This is a genomic window from Mageeibacillus indolicus UPII9-5, from assembly GCF_000025225.2.
GTDB lineage: Bacteria > Bacillota > Clostridia > Saccharofermentanales > Fastidiosipilaceae > Mageeibacillus > Mageeibacillus indolicus.
Genome location: NC_013895.2, coordinates 665,219 through 689,459 on the forward strand (window position 1 = coordinate 665,219; position 24,241 = coordinate 689,459).

Here is a 24,241-nt window from a genome sequence, read left to right on the forward strand (position 1 = left end):
GCGCAAATCTTATATGCATGTAAGGATTATTAAATTTTATTGACACTACTATAGCTGTACTATAGTATATAATTCAAAGGAGGTTGATTATGTTTGCCATTGATTTTCGCAGTCGTGAGCCGATTTATATGCAGATAAAGCAACAGATTATTAAGTTGATTTTGACCGGTGTTCTGAAAGAGGATGAACAACTTCCTACGGTAAGACAGGTTTCTTTGGATTTGAATGTAAATCCTAACACTGTTCAAAAAGCATATCAACAACTTGATGAGGCTGGATTTATTTATTCGTTAACCGGAAAAGGTAGTTTTATTGCGCCGCTAAAAAATAAGAACGAAGTCATCGAAAGAAAAATAACGCAGGAGCTGAGTAAAGGCGTCAGTCAAGCGCTTACTTATGATTACACGCCCAAGAAAATTCATGAAAAAACTGATGAGTGCATAGATGACTGGAAAAACCGGAATGCTTAAGGCCGACAAACTGACTAAATCATTTGACGGGAAGCCGGCGGTACATGATATCAGTTTTACTATGCAAAGCCATACGATTTACGGCTTACTTGGGTCAAACGGAGCTGGTAAAAGCACCTTGATGCGTTTACTTTGTGGCATTTATAAACCTGACAGCGGTACAGTTTTTTATGATGGAGAGTCAGTGTACGACAATCCTAATGCCAAGCACAAGATGTTTTTTGTGCCAGATACACCCTTCTATTATCCTGATTTTGATATGGCGCAGATGGGTGAGTTCTACAAGACAGTATACAAGTCTTGGTCGGACCAGCTTTACCATGATCTTTTGCGTGTTTTGGATTTGCCTGAGCACCTCAGCATGCACAAGTTTTCCAAAGGAATGTTGCGTCAAGCGGCTTTAGTATATGGACTCAGCACTTTGCCGAACTTTTTGCTCATGGATGAAGCATTCGACGGGTTGGATCCGATTATGCGTCAAGCTGTGCGCAAGCATGTTATCCGACAAGTTGCAGAACTGGAAAACACCGTTTTGATATCATCTCATAATTTGCGGGAGATGGAAGATTTTTGTGATCATGTAATTTTTTTACATAGGGGAGAGCAGATTTTGACAGCCGATATGGACGATTTGCGTCAACTGGCTTACAAAGTTCAGATTGTCTGGTCGCCGAAAAATAAGCCTGAAATCGAAAAATTGCCGCTGAATATTCAAAAACTAAAGCGGCACGGTGTCTTGGAAACGTACATCATCAAAAATTCGGAAGATGAGATTAGGAGTGTTTTATCCGAATTTTCCCCGGTCGTCTTGGAAATAATTCCTTTGACGTTGGAAGAAGTGTTTTTCTATGAGTTGGCTCGGAAGGAATATGCGGTTGAAAACCTTATCGGATGGTAATTCGGGCTGAGGCATTTATAATTTTACAGAAGTGTGTGGGAGATGAGCATGATCAAGGAAAATATTAAGTGGCAGCTTAAACGAAATTTACCGCAGTTTATACTTTTTTCCATTCTGAATCTCATCACACCGGTTTTAATGTTACTGGCTTTTCTTGAGCCTATAAAAAATGGGGCTTTGGTTTTGACGGAAACGGCGCCATGGTATTTTTGCTATCTGATAACTTATATTGTCAATTTTATATGGATTAATATAATTTTAAAGCGCCTTTATGGGTATATGCATAAGCGCAACGCGGTGGATACAATTAACACAATTCCTATAAAACGTTCTACTTTTTTCGATGCACTTAATCTTACGGCCGCTACTCTGTTGGCTGGGGCGATAATTTTGCGCGCCCTGTTTACTATCCTAGGCCTATTTTATTTGGCTCCGGCATATTCAAATGAATATCTTTATAATGTTATCTGGGAACATTTATCTTTACTTGTTTTTTGCTATGCATATTATGCCTTTGCTTTGCTTATTCATTGTTGGGTAGGGAAATCATCGGATGGGACTTTGCTTGCATTGGCCTATAATATGGCCGTACCGGCAATAGTTATCGGATATTTCTTATACCGAGATCTTTTGTGGCCTCGGTTGGTCTCCAATTTATTTGTCACCTCCGATACACTTAAACAATTGCTTAACGCTCTGCTATATGTATGTCCTGTGCCGATTGCGGCTGGATTTTCGGTGATCTTAAACCACTCCAATATAATTTATTGGTTGTTTATCGGAACGGCTTTCCTCTGCTTGGCAAGATTCTTTTTTATTCGCCGGCCGGCCGAGCGGGCTGAAACTTCGGCTGCACAAAGTCCGTTTTTTTATATTATCGCCACGTTGGTTGTGCTTACTTTTGCTATGTTTTTCGGCGGTATTATGGCAATTATGTTAGGCTCACTGCGATACGTGAGTCTGGTTTTAGGCGGAATTATAGGCGGTAGCTTGAGTTATTTGACTTTAATTATTATCTTTATACGAAACAAAAATAAATGGCGTCAAACCTTGCCGGTTTTAATTGTTCCTATTGCAATTTTTTCGCTGATTTTGGCCGGTGTAAAATATAATTTTGCCGGTATGGTTGTTCCGCATATCGAGGCTGGTTCAACGCACCGAATAACACTAATCGATCAAAATAAAATTGAAGCTACATTTTCGCGTCCAGAAGAAATTGCTTACTGGATAAAAGTATACAAATTATGTCATTCCTACGATTACACAGATAACTTAAATGAACGCTTATATTTGCTTCGTGATTCTAGCGAGGAACTGAGCATGAAAGCTGATTCAACGCGGCGAAGAATGGACATCATATACACTAAAGAAATTTTACGAAAGGCCGGCACCATGCCACCTCGGGTGAAAGATTATATAGCTTTAAGAGGTAAGCTGAAAACTGGTTTAGCTTTCGTGATTACTGATGGCAAGTTCATCAAACATCTTGATATAGAAGATGACAACTCTATGTTTAATTCTTTGTTGGAAGACTTGGAGTCAAGACGCCTAAAAACACCTACCATTTCCGATGAACTGTCTGAAGCAACTTCGGTTGAAAAAGCTCAAATAAGGTTATTGCTTTTAGAATATAAGGGAGATAAAAATTTTTATTCTTCATTAAGTGAAATACGACGTATTTTGAACGCTTATTATGATGATCTTATGGGCCTTGAGTTGGAGGAAAATGCAAGCAAAAAAAAGAAAGAACCGAATGATTGGAAAGAGGGTTCATTTCCAGTTGAGGGTTGGCAAGTGGCTGAAGCAATAAAGTATCCTGTCGATAGCAAAATAGGAAAATATTTTCGGAAGATATTTTCGGTGAGGGGCTGAGAGAAACATAAGCCGGAAACATAAGCCGTGAGGCGGGGGGCAATGCTCAAGGCTGCCCCGATTATTTTAAGGCTATCCCTTTTATTAGGTGCTTACTACTCGCCTCGCTGTATGCCAATTTATTCGTTCTGGCAGCTTAAGCTATTTTGAATAAATTTATTAGCTTCGATTAATACAGCGCGGTCATTACTGAAGGTAAGTTGTTCAAGGGCAGCATTATATTCGAACCACCCAAGTGTACGCAGTTCAGATTCCTGTGGTGTGGCTTCGCCGGAAACATAGCTGGCAACAAAATATATCACTTCTTTGATGTGGTTGACACAGGGCCGGTATTCAATTCTGCGACGAAAATTTGGCAAAATATCTATCTCGACACCAGTCTCTTCATGTACTTCGCGTAATGCTGTCTCCAACTCTTTTTCATTGCGCTCGACGTGTCCCTTGGGGAAACCCCAGTGTCCGGAACGGTGCTGCACTAATAGAAACTGTCGTTCATCGTTGTGAGTCCAAAATATTACCGCTCCGCATGATTTTTCTTTTTTCATGGCACATCCTTCCTTATAGGCATAAATTAACAATATTTTAGCACTTTGGGCGAATAAAAAACAGCCGGAATATAGACAATATATTGTGATTTTGGTCTGGCTACTGTTTTCAATTGAAAAAACGTATTATAAGCCCTGTGATTTTAGAAGTGCCGATCTACAGCTCTGCGATGTTTGAAAGAACTGCACCTATTAAATCTGCCCTAAGATAAGCACAAATTTAAGTGATGCAGTTCTTCAAAAGCTATGGTTTCTTTAATCGGTAGAGAAGTGACGACTATCGATCCTTAAATTTTACGGTGTTGTTTACAAAATTTTCAATCATGGCTTGACTGTAAACGTCATAACCTAATTTACGGAAATAATCTCCGCCGTTTTGGAATACTTTTTCGATTGCGATGCCGAAACCAACAATTTTCGCACCTGCTTGCTGACATATTGAAGTCATTCCCCGAAGGGCTTCCCCTGTGGCCAGAAAGTCGTCGATAATTAAAACATTGTCGTTAGCGGTGAGAAATTTCTTATCAACTCGAATTGTGTACTCCGTTTTTTTGGTATAAGAAGTAACTTTAGCCGTGTAAAGATCGGCGGCAAGGGTGACAGAAGCGGTTTTTTTGGCAAACACCAGGGGTACATTGAGATAGATCGCAGCGGCCATAGCTACGGCAATGCCGGAAATCTCAATTGTCAAAATTTTATTTATGCCTTTGTCAGCAAAATGATTGGCAAAATCACGTCCCATGGCCAACATAAGCTGTGGATCAATCTGATGGTTGAGAAAATTGTCAACTTTCAAAATATTATTGGGGAGAACGGTCCCGTCTTGTAAAATTCTGTCTTCAAGCAGTTTCATTGCCAGCCTCCTTGCTGATCACCTTAGGTTTACGTAAAACAATATTTAAAATTAATGCAGCTAAAGTACCGGTGGATATTCCCGAAGATAATATCATTTTTAAAGCCAATGGCAAACCGTCCAGAATTTCCGGCTTAACCGTAACGCCTATTCCTAAAGCGAAAGCCACGGAGATGATTAACAGTTCGCGATCGCCAAGTTTGATACTGGCTAAAGTTTTTATACCCTGGGCCGCGACCAAACCGAACATTATAACTCCAACTCCACCGAGAACCGGCGGCGGCATAACGGCAATCAACGCACTTAGTTTAGGGAAAACACCTAATACGGTTAACAACAGTCCGGCCAGCACCATTACGTGACGGCTGGCAACTTTAGTTAACGTTATTAAGCCGACATTTTGCGAAAAGGCGGTATTCGGACCAGCACCGAATATACCTGCAATCATGGAGCCGAGACCGTCACACAGAACGCCATTGGCGGCCCGTTCACCGGATACTTTTGTATGGGAAGCTTCACCGATTGCCATAACAATTCCTACTGTACCTATGGTTGATACGATATAGGCCGGGACAAATGATAGAGTAGCAGCAAAGTCAAAATGGAATCCAAAACGGAAAATATTGGGAATGGCAATCCATTTAGCCGCTGCTACGGAACTTAAATCAACCATTCCGAGAGGCAGGCACAAAAGGTAACCTGCGACCATGCCGATGAAAACGGCGGCCGTACTAAGCATGCCTTTGCCGTAGTGATTGAGAAACAAGGTAAAAAGCATAATTGCGAAAGCAACAGCTAAGTTCCGCAAGGAACCGTAGTCAGCGGATCCGAAGCCGCCGGCAGCCCAGTCTATGCTGACCGGAAGTAAGGTGATACCAATAAGAGATACAACAGTTCCGGTTATTAAAGGCGGGAAAAATTTAAGCAGCGATTTTATAAAACGGCTCAAGACAATCTCGACCAAGGAGCCGGTGATAGTCGCGCCGACAATTCCGGCCAAGCCGAACCTGCTTCCGACGCTTATCGAAGGATTTACAAAAGTAAAATCTGTTCCCATCATTCCGGCAAGTCGCGATCCGATCGGCCCGACGCCGCGTGACTGAAGCATTGTCGTAATTCCAGAAACAAAAATAGTGGCGGCTACCATTATTGAGGTTTGCTCGACACTAAGATGAAGGGCTGTACAAACGACCAGCGGTACGGCGATAATCCCGGCAAAAGCCGCCAAGATGTGTTGAATAGCCAAAACCAACGACACGCCTAAGGGAGGTTTAGATTCAAGCGGATAAAGCAATTTATCCTTAGTTTGCATCGATGTGTTGGCTGACTCGACAGCGGCAGATGCAGCAGGTGCGGTTCCGGACAGCGGCTCGCTATTCTCAATGGCCGGTCGGATTGAAGATGTTGTTTCCATACTTCCTCCTAAAAAATAGAATTCAATTCACATGAATCTCAGCATCATTGAGAGTATCCGACAATTAAGAAGTGACCGCCGCAACTGACAGACGGTACCGCAGAATATCTCATAGTCTAAGATTAGGTCTTAGGTAGAAACGCCTTGCCGAATTCAAGGTTTATATGAGCTTCCATTCCAACTGTGAATAGGCCAACATTATAACTCTTTTTGCTCGGAATGTATATCGCTGATTATGCCATAAATATCAGGCGAAATATCAATAGACGATATCTGTAGAAAAAAAGGATGCGGCGATATCGTTTGATTGCCCTAAAGTTAACTTGAAAGCATTTAACTTGACGAATGAAACTGCGCTTTGCACATAAATTAAACTACGTTTAACTGTAAAATAGTGCAAATTGTCGGAACTTTTTTGACTAAGAGAAATCTTTGGCGTATTATTGAAAAAGGACTCGATTGAGGGATCCGATCCAAAATATTCAAGGAGGACGTTGAGTATGAAAAAATTGCTGAAACTTACAGCTGCCGTGACCATGACTGCGATGTTGCTGACGGCAGTCGGCTGCAGCAAACAAGGGAAGAACTCAGGCAAAACGGCTGAAGAGAGCAAAACCGCGGCTACCGGACTGATTGTCGAAGGCAGTGATAAGGCGGCCAAGTCAAAGGATAATGATTTGGTAATTGCTATGGAAGGTGCAGTAAGCTCTATGGACCCGGCCAATATACCTGATACCAGTGCTATCTCGGCCACACGCGGCATTTACGAAACTCTGGTTAAATTTGATTCTGCTAATAAGTTGGTCGGAAGTTTGGCCAAAAGCTGGGAGATTTCCGACGATTCTTTAACATACACATTCCATCTGAATGAAGGCATAAAATTCCATGACGGAACAGAATTTAACGCGGAAGCAGTACGGTCAAACTATGATCGTGTTTGCAACAAAGACAATAAATTGCGGCAGCGTCGCACATTCATCGTTGTGAACAAAGATAAGTCTGAAGAACCAAGAGTTGCCTCTCTGGAGACACCGGATGCCAAAACTGTCGTTTTCAAACTGACCAAGCCATGGAGCCCGTTTATTAACCGACTAACTCAATTTTGTATAATCAGTCCTAAAGCAATTGAGAAATACGGCAATGACATTATGTATCATCCTTGCGGCACCGGACCTTATGAATTCGTTGAGTGGAAAGAAGGAGACCATACTTTATTCAAGCGTTTTGAAGGCTATTGGGGCGAAAAACCGGGTGTAGATACCGTAATGATGAAAACGGTTCCGGAAGCCGGAGCACGTACGGCTATGTTGCAAACCGGTGAAGCCGACTTGGTTTATCCTATGCCTGCCGACCAAATCAAAGCTCTTGGCAATACCAAGGATGTTAACGTACTTGCCACTCCGTCCAATATCATGCGTTATGTAACTTTAAATATGAACTTGCCACAGCTGAAGGATCTTAAGGTCCGTCAAGCTATGAACTATGCGATTGATAAAGATGCTTATGTTAAGGTTATGTACGATGGCCATGCTACTGTGGCTGGCTCGGTTGTACCTTCGATAATTCAAGGTTATGTAGAGCAGCCGGCTTACAAATACGATATTGCCAAAGCCAAAGCTTTGATGAAAGAGGCAGGCTATGAAAAAGGGTTCGATTTGACAATTTGGGGTGACAATACCACCCAAGAAATTAAAGGAATGACCTTTATCAAGCAACAGCTGGAACAGATAGGTATAAAGGTTGATGTACAGGCTATGGATCCGGCAACGGTCGGCGATAAAATTTATGTGCCCAAAGAAGAAGCCAAAATCAATATGTGGTATGTAAACTGGTCAGCTTCCGACTATACCATGGACGGTTCAATGCGCGCCCTTCTGTACAGCAATATGGCACCCCCAGTAAGCGCGAACACCCCATACTTTGACAATCCGGAATTCGACAAAGCTTTGGATGAAGGCTTGGCCAATGCCGATCCCCAAAAACAGGCCGAGTTATATGGAAATGCGCAAAAAATTGCTTGGGAAGCTTGTCCTTGGTTATTCTTGGCTAACGATCAGATTATTTATTCGGCCAAGAATTACTTGAGCAATGTCTATGTTGCGCCGGACGGTTCGATTAACTACGCGACCGCTAAACTGAATCATTAAATAAGTTGCGGCGGGATGAAGTTGCATGTCAGCTTGTCTCACATTATTGCCTGTTAAAAAATAGAACTGCCATTCGGTATGGCAGTTCTATTTAAATCAAGCTAAAATATGGCTCAGCCGTACATCCAACTACTTAAAGCCGGTAACGGAAACTACCGCAGCTTAGGAGGAACGATGGGAAAATATGCTGTAAAACGGATAGCTGGAGCAATTCCGCTCCTGTTGGTGATATCTTTTTTGGTGTTCATGTTCATTCACCTTATCCCGGGTGATCCGGCAAGGCAAATTGCCGGAAAAGATGCAACGATTGCCGATGTTGAACTGGTCAGAAGCCAACTTGGCCTGAATAAACCGTTGCTGAATCAATATATAGACTATATGCGCGGCTTGGTGACGGGAGACTTGGGTCAATCGATAAAGAACGGTAAAACGGTTGTCGACACGATTGTGCCGTGCTTTTATCCTACTATTATGCTTACTTTTTGTTCCATGGCTTGGGCGGCGGTTATCGGGGTGCTCATCGGCATTGTTTCTGCTGTAAAGCGTGGGAGATTCATGGATTATCTCGGTATGATAATTGCTATTTCTGGAATATCGTTACCTTCATTTTGGCTCGGCTTGGAGCTCATCCAATTTTTTTCGGTGGAAATCGGAATTTTACCGACCGGAGGTTTGGACGGTTGGCGGAATTACATATTGCCCTCACTGACGATGGGTTCAGGTATTATGGCTGTTTTAGCCCGTTTCACCCGTTCTTCGATGTTGGAATCGCTGAAAGAAGATTATGTTCGTACGGCCAGAGCCAAGGGTCTCGGCGAGTATTTAGTCGTGATGCGTCATGCTTTTAAAAATTCTCTGATCGAAATAGTGACTGTTGGGGGACTGCAAATCGGCGGGCTTTTATCTGGGTCAGTTATGACGGAAACGGTTTTTTCGATACCGGGGCTTGGGCGATTATTAGTTGATTCAATAAATTTTCGCGACTATAAAGTTGTACAAGCTTTATTACTGTTCTTTTCCGTTGAATACATACTTATAAATTTAATCGTTGATCTGCTTTACGGAGTTATAAATCCTAAAGTGCGATATAATTGAGAGGTGAAAGATGAACAATAACAAAGCTGTTAATTCTAATCCAGCGGGGCGAAAAGGTTTATCCTCGCATCCCTCATCACTTCCGCCGGCGGCAGGATCAGCTGCCTTAGCTGCGGCCGAGGCCTTGCCTTTGGCGAAAAATAAGTATAAGGAATTTGTCAAAAAATTTATCCGGCGCAAGACAGCAGTAGTTGCCCTTATATTTATACTATTTTTGCTTATTGTGGCGGCTTTAGGTCCAGAAATTGCGCCTTACGATGCGAATCAACCGGATTATAATAATCTTCTTTCACCCCCCAGTGCCGAGCATATTTGGGGCACGGACGAATTTGGTCGCGATATTTTTAGCCGACTGCTGGCCGGAACACGGCTCTCTCTTCTGTCAGCACTCAGTGCGACGATAGTGGGGGCATCAATCGGAATTATTCTGGGACTTTTGGCCGGATATTACGGCGGCTGGATCAATGCTTTGGTTATGCGCGGCAGTGATGTGCTTTTTGCTTTCCCGGATATTTTGCTGGCTATTGCCATTGTGGCGATAATCGGTCCAGGCATGGTAAATGTCGTCATCGCAGTGGCCGTATTCACGATACCATCCTTTGCCCGTATCGTGCGAAGTGCGACGTTGACAGTTAAGGAAGCACCGTATGTAGAAGTTGCCCGTTCAATCGGGTGTAAAGACAGGCGTATTTTATGGATACATGTTTTCCCCGGTACTGTTCAATCGATGATCGTCAATTTTACTATGCGGGTAGGCACGGCGATTTTGGCTGCATCCTCCCTAAGCTTTTTAGGATTCGGTGCTAATGTTACGGAACCGGACTGGGGGGCAATGCTTTCACAGGGCCGCAATTATCTCAATACAGCTCCGTATATCGTGCTTTTCCCTGGCATGCTTATCTTTTTAACGGTTCTGGCGTTTAACTTGTTGGGTGACGGGTTGCGTGACACCCTTGATCCTAAACTCAATTAGGAGGACGTAATGAGTAACAAATTGTTAGAAGTAAACAATCTGCGCACGGAATTTAAGCGAGATAAAACTTGGGTAACGGCGGTTAACAAAGTTTCGTTTGACCTTGAGCAGGGAGAAATTGTCGGTTTGGTCGGCGAGTCAGGCTGCGGAAAATCGGTTACGTCTTTGTCAATAATGCGCCTTTTAGCACAGGAATCAAGTCGCATAAGTGCTGATAGCATTCGGCTTAATGGTGAGGACATATTGCATTTGGGCAGGCGTGAGATGCGCGATGTGCGCGGTCATCGTATGGCGATGATTTTTCAAGAACCTATGAACTCTTTAAATCCGTGTATGCGCATTGGAAAGCAGATTATGGAAGCTGTTTTGCTCCATAATTCTATAAGCAAAGCGGCTGCTTACGAAAAAGCACATCAGTCGCTTAAGCTGGTCGGAATACCTGAACCGGACATGACTTTGAATAGTTATCCTCATCAGCTTTCAGGTGGGATGTGTCAACGGGTTATGATTGCTATGGCGATGTCGTGTGAGCCGGAACTTTTGATTGCTGATGAACCGACAACTGCCTTAGATGTAACGATTCAAGCTCAAATCTTGGAGCTTATGGAAGGCATAAGAGAAAAAAAGGGGACAGGCATTTTGCTCATTACGCATGATCTAGGAGTGGTGGCCGAGATGTGTTCCCGGGTCATCGTTATGTATGCTGGCAGAATTGTCGAAGAAGCAAAGGTAAATGACTTGTTCGAAGCTCCCTTGCACCCTTATACTTGCGGTTTGATTGAGTCCGTGCCGAAACTGGGCAGTAATGTGACGCGGCTTCCTTCCATTCCTGGCAGTGTGCCGGATTTGGCCGCAATGCCGCAAGGCTGCAAATTTGCACCGCGCTGTCGTTTTGCTCAGGAAATATGTTTCCATGAAGAACCGGAATTACAGGTCGATAAGACGGACACAGGGCGAAAATGTCGTTGCCATTTGGCAGGCAAATTAAAACTTGGTCTGGAGGTGAGATGAGACTATGCCGAAAGAATTGGTAAAAGTTGAAGATTTGACCAAAGTTTTTACAGTAAATACCGGTATGTTCGGCAACAAAAAGCAGGTTCATGCGGTTAATGGTCTGAATTTTTCCATCCTGCAAGGCGAAACATTCTCTTTAGTTGGGGAATCAGGCTGTGGCAAGTCTACGACCGGACGGCTGATTAATCGCTTGCTTAAACCGTCATCCGGGCGAGTATATTTTTCCGATAGGGAAATTACCAATCTCGATGAGCGTTCTATGCGCAGCTTGCGTTCCGAAATCCAGATGATTTTTCAAGATCCTTACGGATCGCTTAATCCGCGGATACGGGTGCGGGATCTGATTGCTGAACCACTGCTGATTCATACTAATTTAAGTGCTGGTGAGCGGCTTAAAAAGGTACATGAATTATTGGAAGTGGTCGGCTTAAGTCCAGCACATGGCGAGCGTTATCCCCATGAGTTTTCTGGCGGCCAACGGCAACGTATCGGTATAGCCCGTGCGTTATCGGTGCAACCGCGCCTAATTATAGCGGATGAACCTGTTTCGGCTTTAGATGTTTCAATTCAAGCTCAGGTGCTGAACTTATTACAAGATTTGCAACATCAATATAATCTTACATATCTCTTCATTTCGCATGATTTAAGCGTGGTGGAGATGATTTCCGACCGAATTGCAGTAATGTATTTAGGCACGATTGTGGAAGTGGGAAATAAGACGGAGTTATATTCGCATCCGGTTCATCCGTATACGAGGGCGCTTTTATCTGCTGTGCCTATACCCGATCCTCATGGAAAACGTGAGCGTATTATTCTACATGGAGATCTGCCGAGTCCGACAGATTTGCCGCGGGGGTGCTTATTTCAAACCAGATGTCGTTATTGCACTGAAAAATGTCGCAAGGAAGTCCCGTCAGAGGTTAAGCTTACGGCTACTCATATGGTCAAGTGCCATTATCCGCTGACGAGCGAGTGAAAAGTGATTGCTGGTCCTTGTCGACCAATTATGTTCGACTGCTGGAATACTTTACAACGATTACTTACTTTTACAATAAATACTTATTTTTGAAGAGGAACAACATGTATAAATTTGATAAAGAAGAGTATTTGCGACGTACGGCTTGGTATCGTGAGGCCAGATTCGGCATGTTCATTCACTTCGGTTTGTATGCGATTCCGGCTCGTGGCGAATGGGTTCGCAGTACTGAAGAAATGAACCGCGAAGAATATATGAAATATTTCGACGAGTTTAATCCGTTGGAATATGACCCGCGAAGTTGGGCCGAACAGGCAAAGGCGGCCGGTATGAAGTACATCGTTCTTACGGCCAAACACCATGACGGTTTTTGCTTATTTGATAGCAAGTACACCAATTTTAAAGTCACCAATACCAAGTATAAGCGTGACATGATTAAGGAATATGTCGAGGCGGTACGGGCGGTGGGGCTGCGCGTAGGTTTGTATTTCAGCTTGCTCGACTGGTATCATGATGATTTCCCGCACTACGGTGACTTATTTCATCCCATGCGCCACAATGCTGCTTATTCAAACGAAAAAAGAAACTTTGCCAATTATATCAAATACATGCATAACCAAGTGGAAGAACTTTGCAGTAATTATGGCAAGATAGATATTCTATGGTTTGATTTTTCCTATAAAGGAATGCGCGCGGAGCAGTGGGAAGCTGAACGTCTGATTCAAATGGTGCGACGTTTACAGCCGGAAATTATTATTGACAATCGTTTGGAAGTCAGCGGTGAAGGCTATGGCTCACTTGCGACTGCCAATCCTACCCCGTATCACGGGGATTTTGTCAGTCCCGAAAAAATTATTCCGCCTCAAGGTATTAAAGGTGAGGATGGCACAGATTTGCTTTGGGAAGCTTGCATCACAATGAACAACAATTGGGGTTATTGCGCTACGGACAGCTATTATAAGCCTGCTTCGATGCTAATCAAAAAACTGGTGGAGTGTGTTTCCAAAGGTGGCAACATGTTGCTGAATGTCGGTCCCGATGCCAAGGGCGTTTTTCCGCCGGAAGCCCAAAATATTTTGCACGAAATAGCAGCTTGGATGCATTTAAATGAAGATTCTGTTCATGGATGCGGTAAGTCGATTCTCCCTAAACCGGAATTTGGGCGGATTACGGCCAAAGAAGGTAAGCTTTATTTTCACGTTTTTGATAATACCGTAGGCCCGTTGCCGTTGATTGGTATACCGGTGGAAAAAATTTGTTCCATAAGATATCTAGCTACCGGGGCTGAGATACCAGTGTCAACCAGCTGGACGCACAGCGACTATCCGGACATCGTTTTTGCTGATTTAGGGCCTAATCCGGTCTTGCCGGATCAGACGGATACGGTCATTGAGGTAACCACAAGGTAGTTTGCGGACAATTTATAAGACAATTTACCAAGTGATTTACGCAATTGCGAACGATAATAGTAAACGATAATAGTAAACGATAAGTAGAAGAAAAACGTGCGTCAAATGAAAGGATATTATTTGTATGGAAAAAATTTTTCGCAAAGATAAGTTCGTTTTAGAAGCTTGTATTGATTCCTATGCTTCGGCACTGGCAGCTTGTGCCGGCGGGGCCGATCGAGCCGAATTGTGTGCGAATTTGATCATCGGTGGAACCACGCCTTCCGGATTTCTGTATAAAAAAATTGAGGATGATTGTGGGTTAGCTTGCAATATTTTAATCAGACCTCGTTTTGGTGATTTTTGTTATAATGCGGTGGAGTTGAGCGAAATTGGTGCTGCTGTGACCATGTTTCGGAAGTTGGGCGCGGCAGGTGTGGTTGTCGGTTGTCTTACGCCGGAAGGGGAGCTTAATGTGCCGGCAATGGCTAAGTTACGTGAGCTTGCCGGACCGAACATGCATTTTACGTTGCATCGAGCTTTTGACATGGTGCGCGATCCCGAAGAAACTTTGCGCAAGGCCATAGAATTGGGGATTGATACTGTTTTAACTTCAGGAAAGCAAAATTCGGCATTAAACGGGGCTGATCTCTTGCGAAAACTGGTCAAGTTGGCAGAAAATAAAATAAACATACTAGTCGGCGGCGGAGTCAGTCCGGTGAATATTGCCGAGCTTCATCAAAAAACCGGGGCCACAAATTACCATATGTCAGGAAAAATGATAATTGACAGCCCGATGCGATATCGTAATCCGAAGGTTAACATGGGATTACCAGGCCTAAGTGAATACGAAATTTGGCAGACCGACACGCAAAAAATAAAGGCGGCCAAAGCTATTTTGGCTGAACTTGCAGGTAAACAAGGCAATTAAAATCAGTAACGCCGGTTGTTGGTACAAGTAATTTTATTTTGCGAGATTACACATCGACATTACACAGCTAGATTACACAGCTAGATTACACATTGAGGTTACACATGGACTTTCTAAGCCGAAATAAGCTTAAAATTGAAGAAGACTATCAAAAACGTCGGCAAATTTGGCCGGAGCTTTATTCAAATATTGACAATAGTTTGCAAAAAATAACAGACCATGATTTACAAACGGCTTTGAAGTATCTCTATGCTTATATGCCGGACAGTGACGCAGCTAACGGCGAATTTGAATGTTATGAAGATTTTGCTAAGGTAGCCGTCAGTTTGTGGCAAAGTGAACAATCAGTACGGGCATTGCCGGAAGAAATATTTTTGGAGTATGTTTTGTCGCATCGGGTAAATGATGAAGAAATACGGCCTTGCCGCAGTGTGTTCAGGTGTGACTTGACCCGATATTTGAAAGAGATTGAACCGGCGTTCCAACTTGACACGATAGACACGGTACTGGAGGTAAATTTTTGGTGCGCGAGGGAAATAACTTATAAAAGCACGGATGACCGAACTTTATCTTCAATAGCGGTTTATCGGCGCGGTAACGGACGCTGCGGGGAAGAATCGAGTTTCCTAGTGCAGGCTTTACGAAGCATCGGCATTCCGGCGCGTCAGGTTTACGCGCCTCGCTGGTCACATTGTGACGACAATCATGCGTGGGTTGAAGTTTACATTAAAGGCCAATGGTATTTTATGGGGGCGGCTGAACCTCAACCGATAATTAATCTCGGCTGGTTTAACAGTGCAGCTTCACGTGCCATGCTGATTCATTCACGCTGTTTCGGGCCTTTTGCGGTTGAAACGGCTAACTTGATAAGTACGTCAAGCACGGCTTTAAGTCTAGATGATATTCGTCTGAATTCGCCGGTAATGCGGCCTGAAATCGGTTCAAAACTTACTTTGCTTAATCAACTGCCACGTTATGCTTTGACAAAATTGATTACGATCCGAATCAAGAAATCGGACGGCCAAGCGGCAAGTGGCGCGCGGGTTAATATCGCTGTACTTAACTATAGCAGATACATAAACATTGCTGCTTTGATAAGCGATGCCGCCGGTGAAGTTAAATTGGTGACCGGCTACGGCAGTCTATATTTGTCTGCCCAAAGTGAGGATGAGCTGGTAGAAACTATGATTGATGCTGAGAAGCAATCTTCATTTGAATTGACTTTGATCCCGAATTTTTTCCGACAAAAGGTTGCTGATCAAAATGATCTGACAACCTATGTCAAGTTCAAGGCTCCGCATGACGCCCCGGTTCAGGAGAAAAGGCCGACTGTAGAAATGGCTGCGGCGACTAAAAAAAGATTGCATGAATTGGCTGTGGTACGGCAGCAAAAAGAAGTAAACTACATAAACCCGGCTTTGACTGAGTTCAAACAAAAACGCGCTAATAATGTTGCTCTTTCAGTTTCCAGTAATGCAGCAAGCAATGCGATAGATAATGCTACAAGCAATGCTGCAGGAAATAGGGAAGGTTCCGCCGCCGCGCCAGATTCCCTCGATGATATTTTAAAAAATGCCTTGACCGCTAAAGATTTGACCGATATCACGCTACCTGTTTTGATTGACCATTTCGGGGGTGATTTGTCGAACTGTTCCGGTTACGCCGAAGAAATTTTTGTTAAGTATATTTTAAGTCCACGTATCTACAATGAAATATTAAGTGCGTTTCGCGTTAAACTAAAAAAGGCTGTCGGTGAAGAAGTATTGGCGAAGTGGCGAAGACAACCGCGAACGGTTACTACTTGGATAGCGGAGAATATTGTTGTTCCGGTTGAAGATAATGCGGATAAGTTGCCTATTTTGCCGGCAGCGGCAGTGAAATATGGACGGGTTAATAACCGGCTCAGTTACAAATTATTGACGGTTGCCTTGCTGAGAACGGCAGGTGTTCCGGCCCGCTTAAATCCGGTAGATTTCACGGTTGAATATTATTTAAACAGCGTTTTTGAACCACTAGAATCAACCTTGACCAAACTTCCCTTGATCATCCGTAAAACTGGAGAAAGTGACTGGACTTACGGGCAAAATTTCAGCTTGACCAAAGTGGATACAACAGATATTACGGAAGCAAATATTGACTTGTGTGGTTGCCAATTTAAACAAAACGAGTTGTACACGGTTTTGCCGCAAGGAATATATCGCCTGTTGATGACAACTAGGCTGCCGAACGGTGATCAATATGTCGCGCAAAAATTAATTGCCTTATGTGACGGCGATTGTAAGCGTGAAGGCAAGAAAAATGATAAGGGCAATGGTGATAGCCGCAGCGCAAGCCAGGGGCAAGGCGAACAGATAACTGTGGTAAGCTTGCTTGAACATCACTTAACCACTGAAGAATTACAGGTGAAGCTAAGCTTGCCACCGATTTTCCTCGGCCTAAATTCAGAAATAAATTTAACAAGTTTAATTCATGCCGGCAAGCGTATCTTTATCTGGCTGGAAGAAACACGTGAGCCTACTGAACATCTTTTAAATGAAATGGCGGAAAACAAAACTGCTATGGCGGCCTATGAGGGAAAGGTGGTTTTCTGCCTACGTTCGAAAAATGCTGCAACTGACAGAAATATTAGCCGAATTTGCCGTATTTTCCCACAAATAAAATTGGAAGTTGATCCTGACTTTAGCCAAATTGAGAAGGTGGGGCGCAGAATGTATGTAAATCACGAAAACTTGCCGCTACTGCTGCTAACCGACGGAGACAATAATGGCATTTATTGTACTTCAGGTTACAATGTCGGCAGCATAGATATGTTGCTTAAAGTAATTCGGCAGGCTTCGCTATAAGAACTTGGTTACAAAGTTGGTTAATTGTGCTAAAATAAAAAACTATAAATTCAAATTTAAAACGGAAATCGAGGAGCAATTATGAAAGAAACAAATGAAATTCGTCGCCCGAAAACCATGCCGAGAATTTCCAACCCTGAGTCGGCAAAAGCTTTCATTACCGAACAAGTTGAGTTGATTCGTCGCCAAGTAGGAGATAATAAAGTTTTATTAGCTCTTTCAGGCGGGGTAGATTCATCCGTAGTAGCAGCATTGCTCATTAAAGCTATCGGCCGTAATTTGGTCGCTGTACACGTCAATCACGGCTTATTGCGCCAAGGCGAACCAGAACAAGTTATTGAAGTTTTCCGTAACCAAATGCAAGCCAACCTGATTTATGTCGACGCAACTGATAGATTTTTAGATAAGTTGGCTGGTGTCGCCGATCCGGAAACTAAGCGCAAAATAATCGGCAGTGAATTTATAGATGTGTTCGCTGAAGAAGCACGTAAACTTTCCGATATCCGTTTCTTGGCTCAGGGCACGATTTGGCCTGATATACTCGAAAGCGAAGAAGGAATTAAGTCGCACCACAATGCCGGCGGCTTGCCGTCAGACCTGAAATTTGAATTGGTCGAACCGGTGCGTATCCTGTTCAAAGATGAAGTACGTGTAGTTGGCAAAGCCCTCGGCTTACCTGATAGTATGGTAAATCGTCAACCTTTCCCGGGTCCTGGACTTGGAGTCCGTTGCCCCGGAGCCATTACCCGTGACCGCTTGGCGGCAGTGCGTGCATCGGATGCGATATTACGCGAAGAATTTGCCAAATGCGGCCTCGATCAAAAGGTTTGGCAGTATTTCACTGTAGTGCCGGATTTCCGTTCAACCGGTATCCGCGACGGCAAACGTACATTTGAATGGGCGGTAATCGTTCGTGCTGTCAATACTAAAGATGCCATGTCGGCGACCGTTGAGCCGCTACCATTTGAACTTATGTCCTGTCTGACCGCCAGAATAACCTCTGAGGTGAAAGGTGTTAATCGGGTGCTGTATGACTACACACCTAAGCCGACTGCAACAATCGAGTTTGAATAATCCCAAGCTCTATGGGTGACCGATGCTTTTGCATCGGTCATTTTCGAGACGAGGCAAAGCTGAGTCCGAAAAACTAAGCGAGAGGCCAAAGCCTCGATAGGAATCGCAAGCGATGTTTTTTATGTCAGCCACATATATCGAGCACGAAGTGCGAAGATGGATGGCTGCCCTTTTGCAGGGAAGAAAAGCCGACGCGACGAAAAGAAGCGTTGGCTTTTTTGATTCGTTAATGGGCTTGAAAATCACGGCGTGATTTTCAAGTATGATATAGACTCACTCAAACGAAGAGAATGAAAAATGGCTACTGGTACTCAAATGGTACTGGAAGCTAAAAAGAATAATTAAAATAATAGTTCCAAGTGTTTTACATTTGGACAAAAAATTAGACCGTAGTTTCAAGCTGCGGTCTTTTTGTAATTAGAATACCCTAGATGATTTATTTTTATAAGATGCCTAGAACTTTTTCTAGTATTAGGGTTATGGATGTGATTGATATAAAGCACACTCCTCCTAAGGCTAGTGGTTTAGCTCCTGATTTTAATAGTTTTACTATATCACTGTTAAAGCCTATAGCTGACATTGCCATTACTATGAAAAATTTGGATAAGTCCTTAAAGGGCTTGAAAAATCCTATATCTACTCCCTTGGCTAGGGCTATAGTTGTAATCAAACTTGCAAGGATGAAGTAGATTATAAAGAATGGAAAGATTTGTATTATGGATATTTTTTTATTAGCTTCTTGTTCGGCATTTCTCATTCTTATGAAGGCTAGTCCTAAGCATATAGGAATTATAGCTAGGGTCCTAGCCAATTTTACTGTTACAGCCTTATCAAGTGTTTGGCTACCAAGATTAAATATTGTATCCCATGTCGATGCACAGGCTGTAACTGATGATGTATCATTGACAGCAGAGCCTGCAAATATACCAAAGGCATGACCGTCGGTAGTAGAAAATCCAATTATACGACCTAGGCTTGGAAATAGGATAGCAGCTAAGATGTTAAAAAAGAATATAACAGATATGGCTTGGGCTATTTCATCTTCATCTGCATCTATAACTGGAGCGGCTGCTGCAATTGCAGAACCTCCACAAATTGATGATCCAACACCAACAAGTGTTGCAATATTTCCTTTTATAAGTCCAGCTTTGTAGGCTAGGTAAGCAATTATCAATGATGTTGATATGGTAGATAGGATGATAGGGAGTGATTGTCTACCGGTTTTTAAAACAATTCCAAGATCAAGTCCAAATCCTAGTAGGATTACAGCATATTGAAGGATTTTCTTTGATGTAAATCTCAAACCATCCATATAAGATTTTTTGTCTTTTATAATTTGATTTAGGGCCATACCAATTAGAATACCAAAGACAGCTGGTCCTACAAGAGGGATTTTCTTGCCAATTATTTGGGATATTATTGCAATTACAAGGCAGAGAATAATCCCTTTTATATTTTTTTCTATAGATTTTATCATATATTCTCCTTTCACTTTTTTATTATATAATAAATTACTATAATGCAAAATTATAATTATTTACTATGCTATAAAAATTTGTTATGATAGATATGGAGGATATCATGTTAGATTTTAGGATAGAAAGTTTTTTGGAAGTGTGTAAATATATGAATTTTACAAGGGCTGCAGAAAGCCTTAATATAACTCAACCGGCTATATCTACTCATATTAAGTATCTAGAAAATTATTACAATTGTAAACTTTTTTATAGAAGCAAGAGGAGTTTGTGCCTAACAGACCAGGGAAAGATTCTAAAATCTGCTTTACTTTCTATGTCAAATGATCAAGATAGGTTGAAGATGATATTAGCTAATAATAAAACTAAGAGTGAGAAAATTTCTTTGGGTTTTACTAGATCAGTCGGAGAATATTTAATATTGGATAAGCTTATAGCCTTAATTAAAGAAAAGCTTTCCTGTGATTTCCACATCTATTATGAGAATACGGACGAGATTTTAAGTGATATTGATAGTGGTAGGATAGATTTTGCTATCATAGAGGGATTTATAAAATCTAGTGATTATTTTATTAAAAAATATAAAAGCGATAGGATTGTATGCCTCTGTCACAAAGATCACAAGTTTAAAAAACAAGTAAAAAAGTTAACAGACTTGTTAGATGAAAGAATTATTATAAGAGAAGACGGGTCTGGTACCTTGGCTATATTAAAAAATTTTCTAAGTATGGATAATATTGATATAAAAGATTTTGTAAATATCATAGAAATAAATAATATGCGTTCCATAGTAGAAATGCTCAAGGCAGATTGTGGTATAAGTTTTATATTTGAATCTTGTGTCAAAAAAGAACTAGAGGAAGGTGTGCTTAGGGGTATAAAGCTAGAAGATTTTAATCTAGTTCATGATTTATACATTGTCGCCAGGAAAAATTCAATATTTATTGATTTGTATTTGCAAATAGCAGAAACTTTTTATTAGAAAAAATTAGGGTATTGGGATAAGAAGGGTTTAGAAAAATATAGTTTAATAAAGGCAAATGAACAGTATCTAAATAATAAATATCAATAATCATAGGTAAGCGCTTACTTTACTTAGCAGGTGCTTTTTCCATGTCCAAGTGTAAAGAGTTTCAGGGTTAAGAGAAATAGTTTGATTGCATCAAAGGCTGTTGGAAACTAGACATAAATTGAGGATTTGGGACTGGGACGGGACTAAAAATTTGAAACCGTCATATAATTAGATGGATTTAGTGATCCTCTAAAAAATAGAATGCGGTATTTTAAATGGTTTGGGATATATCGGACGTTTGGAAAAGAAGAGTTCGAATAGCTAAAAATAGGCTATAAATCCCTTAAAATGTGTTATCATAACTTTGTGGAAAAATAAAAACTTGATTTTAGATTTTAATAAAGCTGAATTTTTATGTACATAACAATGGAGATGGACAAATGAATAAAAAATTGATGATTATTTTTGTTTCTTTAGTGCTATTATTTACTTTTTTTATGCCTAAAAGTATTTTAGCTAATTTAAACGAAACAATGATACATCCAGAAACAGATAAAATTCAATTAGCAGAATCATCAGAAAATCATGAAGCAAATAATGAAAAAAATGATGAAGTAAGTACCTACAATGATGCTAGTGAAAAAACTGCTTGGATAGAATTAGTAGAAAAAGTTGCTTCTTCACAAGCTGATACTTCTATAAGTATTGATAAAAATATAGATGCGGATCCAGCTAAGGATAAGCAAATAATTTTAATAAAAAACGGACAAAATATATCCTTAAAGGGAAATGGAAGTCTAAAGGGTTTTGGATTTAATAGTATTAAAATAGAAAAAGGTGGAAGCTTGACTATAGATGGACCTTCTATTTCAAATGCTCAAATTATAGTTGAAGGTAAATTAAATATTAAAAGTGGAAAAATTTCAGATACAAAACTTGAAGGCCCAACCATACTTGTAAATGGTGGAGACTTCACAATGTCAGGTGGTGAGTTTAGTGGAAATGAAGCGGTTGATAGTCAAACACCAAAACCTGATAATTTGAGAAAGACCGGAAAGTGGTATAGTTATGCTCCTATAACCTTATATGGTGGAGGTTTGAATATTTCAGGAGGGAAAATTTCAAATAATAAAGGTTTCTATAATGGTGGAGCTATAGGTGCCTGGGGAACAGACACATCTAAAATAAATGTAAAAATTTCAGGTGGAGAAATTACAGAAAATGCTGCAAGTCACAATAGTACAAATGCTTGGGGCGGCGCTATTTTTATGGAAAACGCTGACTTTGAAATGACTGCAGGAACGATTTCTAAAAATACTGCCGAATATGGTGGAGGACTCTTATTGAGTAGATCAAATACTAAAATTTCAGGTGGCTCTATAAGCGAAAACTCAAATGGTGAATATTCCGGTTTTGGTGGCGGAATTTTTGGATTAAATTCTGATATCACAATAGAAGCTGGAAATTTCACAAAGAATAAAGCAAATGGTCATGGTGGTGCCCTATTTTTAGATACTTGTAACTTTACAATAAATGGTGGTCATTTTGTAGAAAACTCTTCTCTAAAAAGTGGCGGAGCCATAGCAACAGTTGGTACAAGTAAAGGACAAATTAATGCTGGACTATTTGAAAGTAATAATTCAAATGGATTCTGGGGTGGTGGAGCCATTTACAATGATACAAAATGTGAATTGACTATTAACAGTGTCCTAATAAAAAATAATGAAAGTAAGGGACGCTTATTAATTGGGGCAAACAATCGACCTATATCTCGCCAAGGTGGTGGAGTATGGAACTGTCCTACAGGACATACAATAATTAATATAACCAAGGGTATGGCACTCTTTGACAACATAGCCTCAAACTTGGATTATAGTACTGCGGCTAAAGGCTCAGGAGATGACTTTGTAAACGTTGTAAATTATATGTTTGGAAAAGCCCAAGGAAGTTCTTCTGTAAAACTAGCTTCAAGAATGTTAGGTGGTGGTTATAGACTATGGTACCAAGATGGTTCATTCCAAGGTGTTCATAACAACTGGCCTGAAGATCAACAAACACCAAGGTACAATCCTGAAAATCCTGGCAAACCACTTCCTTACAATACTGTAATAGAAGAGAAAAAAGGAGCTCAACTTGCTTACAAGTCAGTTCCTACGCAAGAATCAAAAAACCTAGCAGAACAAGTGGCAACTACAATATTTAAAAATAATTTTGCCCAAGGAACCGGTATAAGTGGTGGGGCTATTGCAAACAACGGTAAGCTTATATTTGGTGAAGATAAACCATACAAGATACAAATTACAAAGTCTTGGTCTGGGGATGATGAAAAAACAAGACCGGAAGAAATAGTTCTACAAATGTATGTAGGTGAACATTACATTCAAGATATTAAACTAACAAAAGATGGTAACTGGACTGCTACAATTGAAGATTTTCCGGATCCAGATACCTTAATCGACAACAAAACCGGTAAGCTTTTACCTATAAACTTTAAAGAAAAAGATAGTGGTAAATATATCCTATCTGAAGTGAAAAGAGAAAAAGATAGTAAAGAAAGTATTTATACTATTCATTTAGAAAACTCATTAAAAACATCTATCAAGGTTAATAAAACTTGGAATGACAATAATAACCAAGCGGGCTTACGACCAGACAGTATTACTGTAGCCCTACTTGCAAATGGTAAAGAAACTGGAAAAACTATTGAGTTAAATAAAGGCAATGATTGGAAAGGTGAATTTAATGATTTACCATCTCATAATAATGGCGAATTAATTAAATACACTATCAAAGAAGTGAATGTCGCTAATTGTTACACTTCAACTATAGAAGGGGATATTACAAAAGGATATACTATCAAAAATAGCTATATTCCACCGGAAACTCCGCCGGGAACTCCACCGGAAACTCCACCGGAAACTCCGCCGGGAACTCCACCGGAAACTCCGCCGGGAACTCCACCGGAAACTCCACCGGAAACTCCACCGGAAGAACCAAAGAAACCACAAATCCCAAGTACAGGTGATAGCATTTCACTTATTCATTATGAAATGTTGGTTTTATCTATAATTGGTTTTGCGTATGTTTTTAGAAAAAGAAAAATAAATAGGGACTAAGATGAGAAAATATATATAAATTAAAAATTTAGCATTAAAGCTGGAGATGATTAAAATAATTATCTCTGGCTTTTTGTTTCCATTAAGCAATTTACTTATTTCTTCAATTTTGCTATGGTATTCTCATAAAATAAAGCAATTATAG

The 24,241-nt window shown here is 41.1% G+C and carries 18 protein-coding genes and 1 riboswitch; of the genes, 14 read left to right on the forward strand and 4 right to left on the reverse strand.

The features are described 5' to 3' along the window. Positions 1–89 precede the first annotated feature (89 nt). Genes HMPREF0868_RS03020 through HMPREF0868_RS03030 form a run of 3 tightly spaced genes read left to right on the forward strand, consistent with a single transcriptional unit; the run spans position 90 to position 3,240 of the window. Entirely contained in the window at positions 90–470 is a 381-nt protein-coding gene (locus HMPREF0868_RS03020; protein WP_012993226.1) for a GntR family transcriptional regulator, read from the forward strand. Next, positions 445–1,368, forward strand: a complete 924-nt coding sequence (locus HMPREF0868_RS03025) for an ABC transporter ATP-binding protein (RefSeq protein ID WP_012993227.1) — start codon at positions 445–447, stop codon at positions 1,366–1,368. The genes HMPREF0868_RS03020 and HMPREF0868_RS03025 overlap by 26 nt, the downstream gene beginning before the upstream one ends. Positions 1,369–1,416: 48 nt before the next feature. Further along, positions 1,417–3,240, forward strand: a complete 1,824-nt coding sequence (locus HMPREF0868_RS03030) for a magnesium transporter CorA family protein (protein ID WP_012993228.1) — start codon at positions 1,417–1,419, stop codon at positions 3,238–3,240. Between the two features lie 119 nt (positions 3,241–3,359). Here HMPREF0868_RS03030 and HMPREF0868_RS03035 read toward each other — a convergent pair whose 3' ends face one another. The 3 genes from HMPREF0868_RS03035 to HMPREF0868_RS03045 all read right to left on the reverse strand — a co-directional run bounded on the left by HMPREF0868_RS03035 (position 3,360) and on the right by HMPREF0868_RS03045 (position 5,950). Beyond that, positions 3,360–3,785, reverse strand: coding sequence for a bis(5'-nucleosyl)-tetraphosphatase (locus HMPREF0868_RS03035; protein WP_012993229.1), 426 nt, complete (start codon positions 3,783–3,785; stop codon positions 3,360–3,362). A gap of 277 nt (positions 3,786–4,062) precedes the next feature. Further along, positions 4,063–4,638: a xanthine phosphoribosyltransferase gene (locus HMPREF0868_RS03040; RefSeq protein ID WP_012993230.1), complete on the reverse strand. Its 576-nt coding sequence runs from the start codon at positions 4,636–4,638 to the stop codon at positions 4,063–4,065. Then, on the reverse strand, positions 4,625–5,950 hold the full coding sequence (locus tag HMPREF0868_RS03045) for a nucleobase:cation symporter-2 family protein (protein WP_095522071.1): 1,326 nt from the start codon (positions 5,948–5,950) through the stop codon (positions 4,625–4,627). The genes HMPREF0868_RS03040 and HMPREF0868_RS03045 overlap by 14 nt, the downstream gene beginning before the upstream one ends. 194 nt (positions 5,951–6,144) lie before the next feature. After that, positions 6,145–6,240, reverse strand: a riboswitch (purine riboswitch). Positions 6,241–6,552: 312 nt separating this feature from the next. On the opposite strand from HMPREF0868_RS03045, the gene HMPREF0868_RS03050 reads away from it, so the two are divergent. The 9 genes from HMPREF0868_RS03050 (at position 6,553) to guaA (ending at position 18,493) form a co-directional block, all read left to right on the forward strand. Continuing rightward, positions 6,553–8,199 (forward strand): ABC transporter substrate-binding protein, encoded by a 1,647-nt coding sequence (locus tag HMPREF0868_RS03050; protein ID WP_012993232.1) that lies wholly within the window; start codon positions 6,553–6,555, stop codon positions 8,197–8,199. A gap of 174 nt (positions 8,200–8,373) precedes the next feature. Further along, positions 8,374–9,294: an ABC transporter permease gene (locus HMPREF0868_RS03055; RefSeq protein WP_012993233.1), complete on the forward strand. Its 921-nt coding sequence runs from the start codon at positions 8,374–8,376 to the stop codon at positions 9,292–9,294. Positions 9,295–9,304: 10 nt separating this feature from the next. After that, positions 9,305–10,267: an ABC transporter permease gene (locus HMPREF0868_RS03060; protein WP_012993234.1), complete on the forward strand. Its 963-nt coding sequence runs from the start codon at positions 9,305–9,307 to the stop codon at positions 10,265–10,267. 9 nt (positions 10,268–10,276) lie between these two features. Continuing rightward, positions 10,277–11,278: an ABC transporter ATP-binding protein gene (locus HMPREF0868_RS03065; protein WP_012993235.1), complete on the forward strand. Its 1,002-nt coding sequence runs from the start codon at positions 10,277–10,279 to the stop codon at positions 11,276–11,278. 4 nt (positions 11,279–11,282) lie between these two features. Beyond that, on the forward strand, positions 11,283–12,257 hold the full coding sequence (locus tag HMPREF0868_RS03070) for an ABC transporter ATP-binding protein (protein WP_012993236.1): 975 nt from the start codon (positions 11,283–11,285) through the stop codon (positions 12,255–12,257). A 104-nt stretch (positions 12,258–12,361) separates the two neighbouring features. Beyond that, on the forward strand, positions 12,362–13,666 hold the full coding sequence (locus tag HMPREF0868_RS03075) for an alpha-L-fucosidase (RefSeq protein ID WP_012993237.1): 1,305 nt from the start codon (positions 12,362–12,364) through the stop codon (positions 13,664–13,666). 124 nt (positions 13,667–13,790) lie between these two features. Next, positions 13,791–14,576 (forward strand): copper homeostasis protein CutC, encoded by a 786-nt coding sequence (locus tag HMPREF0868_RS03080; RefSeq protein ID WP_012993238.1) that lies wholly within the window; start codon positions 13,791–13,793, stop codon positions 14,574–14,576. A gap of 104 nt (positions 14,577–14,680) precedes the next feature. Continuing rightward, positions 14,681–17,419, forward strand: a complete 2,739-nt coding sequence (locus HMPREF0868_RS03085; protein WP_012993239.1) for a transglutaminase-like domain-containing protein — start codon at positions 14,681–14,683, stop codon at positions 17,417–17,419. A gap of 117 nt (positions 17,420–17,536) precedes the next feature. Then, positions 17,537–18,493, forward strand: coding sequence for a glutamine-hydrolyzing GMP synthase (guaA, locus tag HMPREF0868_RS03090; RefSeq protein WP_338037240.1), 957 nt, complete (start codon positions 17,537–17,539; stop codon positions 18,491–18,493). A 442-nt stretch (positions 18,494–18,935) separates the two neighbouring features. Here the strand turns inward: guaA and HMPREF0868_RS03095 are convergent, their stop codons facing one another. Continuing rightward, positions 18,936–19,970 (reverse strand): YeiH family protein, encoded by a 1,035-nt coding sequence (locus HMPREF0868_RS03095; RefSeq protein ID WP_012993242.1) that lies wholly within the window; start codon positions 19,968–19,970, stop codon positions 18,936–18,938. Positions 19,971–20,074: 104 nt separating this feature from the next. Between HMPREF0868_RS03095 and HMPREF0868_RS03100 the strand changes: the two genes are divergently transcribed. Together HMPREF0868_RS03100 and HMPREF0868_RS03105 are read left to right on the forward strand one after the other, a co-directional pair. Beyond that, positions 20,075–20,950: a LysR family transcriptional regulator gene (locus HMPREF0868_RS03100; RefSeq protein WP_012993243.1), complete on the forward strand. Its 876-nt coding sequence runs from the start codon at positions 20,075–20,077 to the stop codon at positions 20,948–20,950. A 470-nt stretch (positions 20,951–21,420) separates the two neighbouring features. Continuing rightward, a complete protein-coding gene (locus tag HMPREF0868_RS03105) occupies positions 21,421–24,096 on the forward strand; it encodes a Cna B-type domain-containing protein (RefSeq protein WP_012993244.1) in 2,676 nt (891 codons plus the stop codon). Positions 24,097–24,241: the final 145 nt, after the last annotated feature.

Excerpts from the sequence above, each read along its gene's own strand:
- HMPREF0868_RS03095 (WP_012993242.1), bottom strand. The coding sequence starts at position 19,970 with ATGATAAAATCTATAGAAAAAAATATAAAAGGGATTATTCTCTGCCTT.
- HMPREF0868_RS03100 (WP_012993243.1), top strand. The coding sequence starts at position 20,075 with ATGTTAGATTTTAGGATAGAAAGTTTTTTGGAAGTGTGTAAATATATG.
- guaA (WP_338037240.1), top strand. The coding sequence starts at position 17,537 with ATGCCGAGAATTTCCAACCCTGAGTCGGCAAAAGCTTTCATTACCGAA.
- HMPREF0868_RS03025 (WP_012993227.1), top strand. The coding sequence starts at position 445 with ATGACTGGAAAAACCGGAATGCTTAAGGCCGACAAACTGACTAAATCA.
- HMPREF0868_RS03080 (WP_012993238.1), top strand. The coding sequence starts at position 13,791 with ATGGAAAAAATTTTTCGCAAAGATAAGTTCGTTTTAGAAGCTTGTATT.
- HMPREF0868_RS03055 (WP_012993233.1), top strand. The coding sequence starts at position 8,374 with ATGGGAAAATATGCTGTAAAACGGATAGCTGGAGCAATTCCGCTCCTG.
- HMPREF0868_RS03045 (WP_095522071.1), bottom strand. The coding sequence starts at position 5,950 with ATGCAAACTAAGGATAAATTGCTTTATCCGCTTGAATCTAAACCTCCC.
- HMPREF0868_RS03020 (WP_012993226.1), top strand. The coding sequence starts at position 90 with ATGTTTGCCATTGATTTTCGCAGTCGTGAGCCGATTTATATGCAGATA.
- HMPREF0868_RS03050 (WP_012993232.1), top strand. The coding sequence starts at position 6,553 with ATGAAAAAATTGCTGAAACTTACAGCTGCCGTGACCATGACTGCGATG.
- HMPREF0868_RS03065 (WP_012993235.1), top strand. The coding sequence starts at position 10,277 with ATGAGTAACAAATTGTTAGAAGTAAACAATCTGCGCACGGAATTTAAG.
- HMPREF0868_RS03070 (WP_012993236.1), top strand. The coding sequence starts at position 11,283 with ATGCCGAAAGAATTGGTAAAAGTTGAAGATTTGACCAAAGTTTTTACA.
- HMPREF0868_RS03035 (WP_012993229.1), bottom strand. The coding sequence starts at position 3,785 with ATGAAAAAAGAAAAATCATGCGGAGCGGTAATATTTTGGACTCACAAC.
- HMPREF0868_RS03030 (WP_012993228.1), top strand. The coding sequence starts at position 1,417 with ATGATCAAGGAAAATATTAAGTGGCAGCTTAAACGAAATTTACCGCAG.
- HMPREF0868_RS03060 (WP_012993234.1), top strand. The coding sequence starts at position 9,305 with ATGAACAATAACAAAGCTGTTAATTCTAATCCAGCGGGGCGAAAAGGT.
- HMPREF0868_RS03075 (WP_012993237.1), top strand. The coding sequence starts at position 12,362 with ATGTATAAATTTGATAAAGAAGAGTATTTGCGACGTACGGCTTGGTAT.
- HMPREF0868_RS03040 (WP_012993230.1), bottom strand. The coding sequence starts at position 4,638 with ATGAAACTGCTTGAAGACAGAATTTTACAAGACGGGACCGTTCTCCCC.
- HMPREF0868_RS03105 (WP_012993244.1), top strand. The coding sequence starts at position 21,421 with ATGAATAAAAAATTGATGATTATTTTTGTTTCTTTAGTGCTATTATTT.
- HMPREF0868_RS03085 (WP_012993239.1), top strand. The coding sequence starts at position 14,681 with ATGGACTTTCTAAGCCGAAATAAGCTTAAAATTGAAGAAGACTATCAA.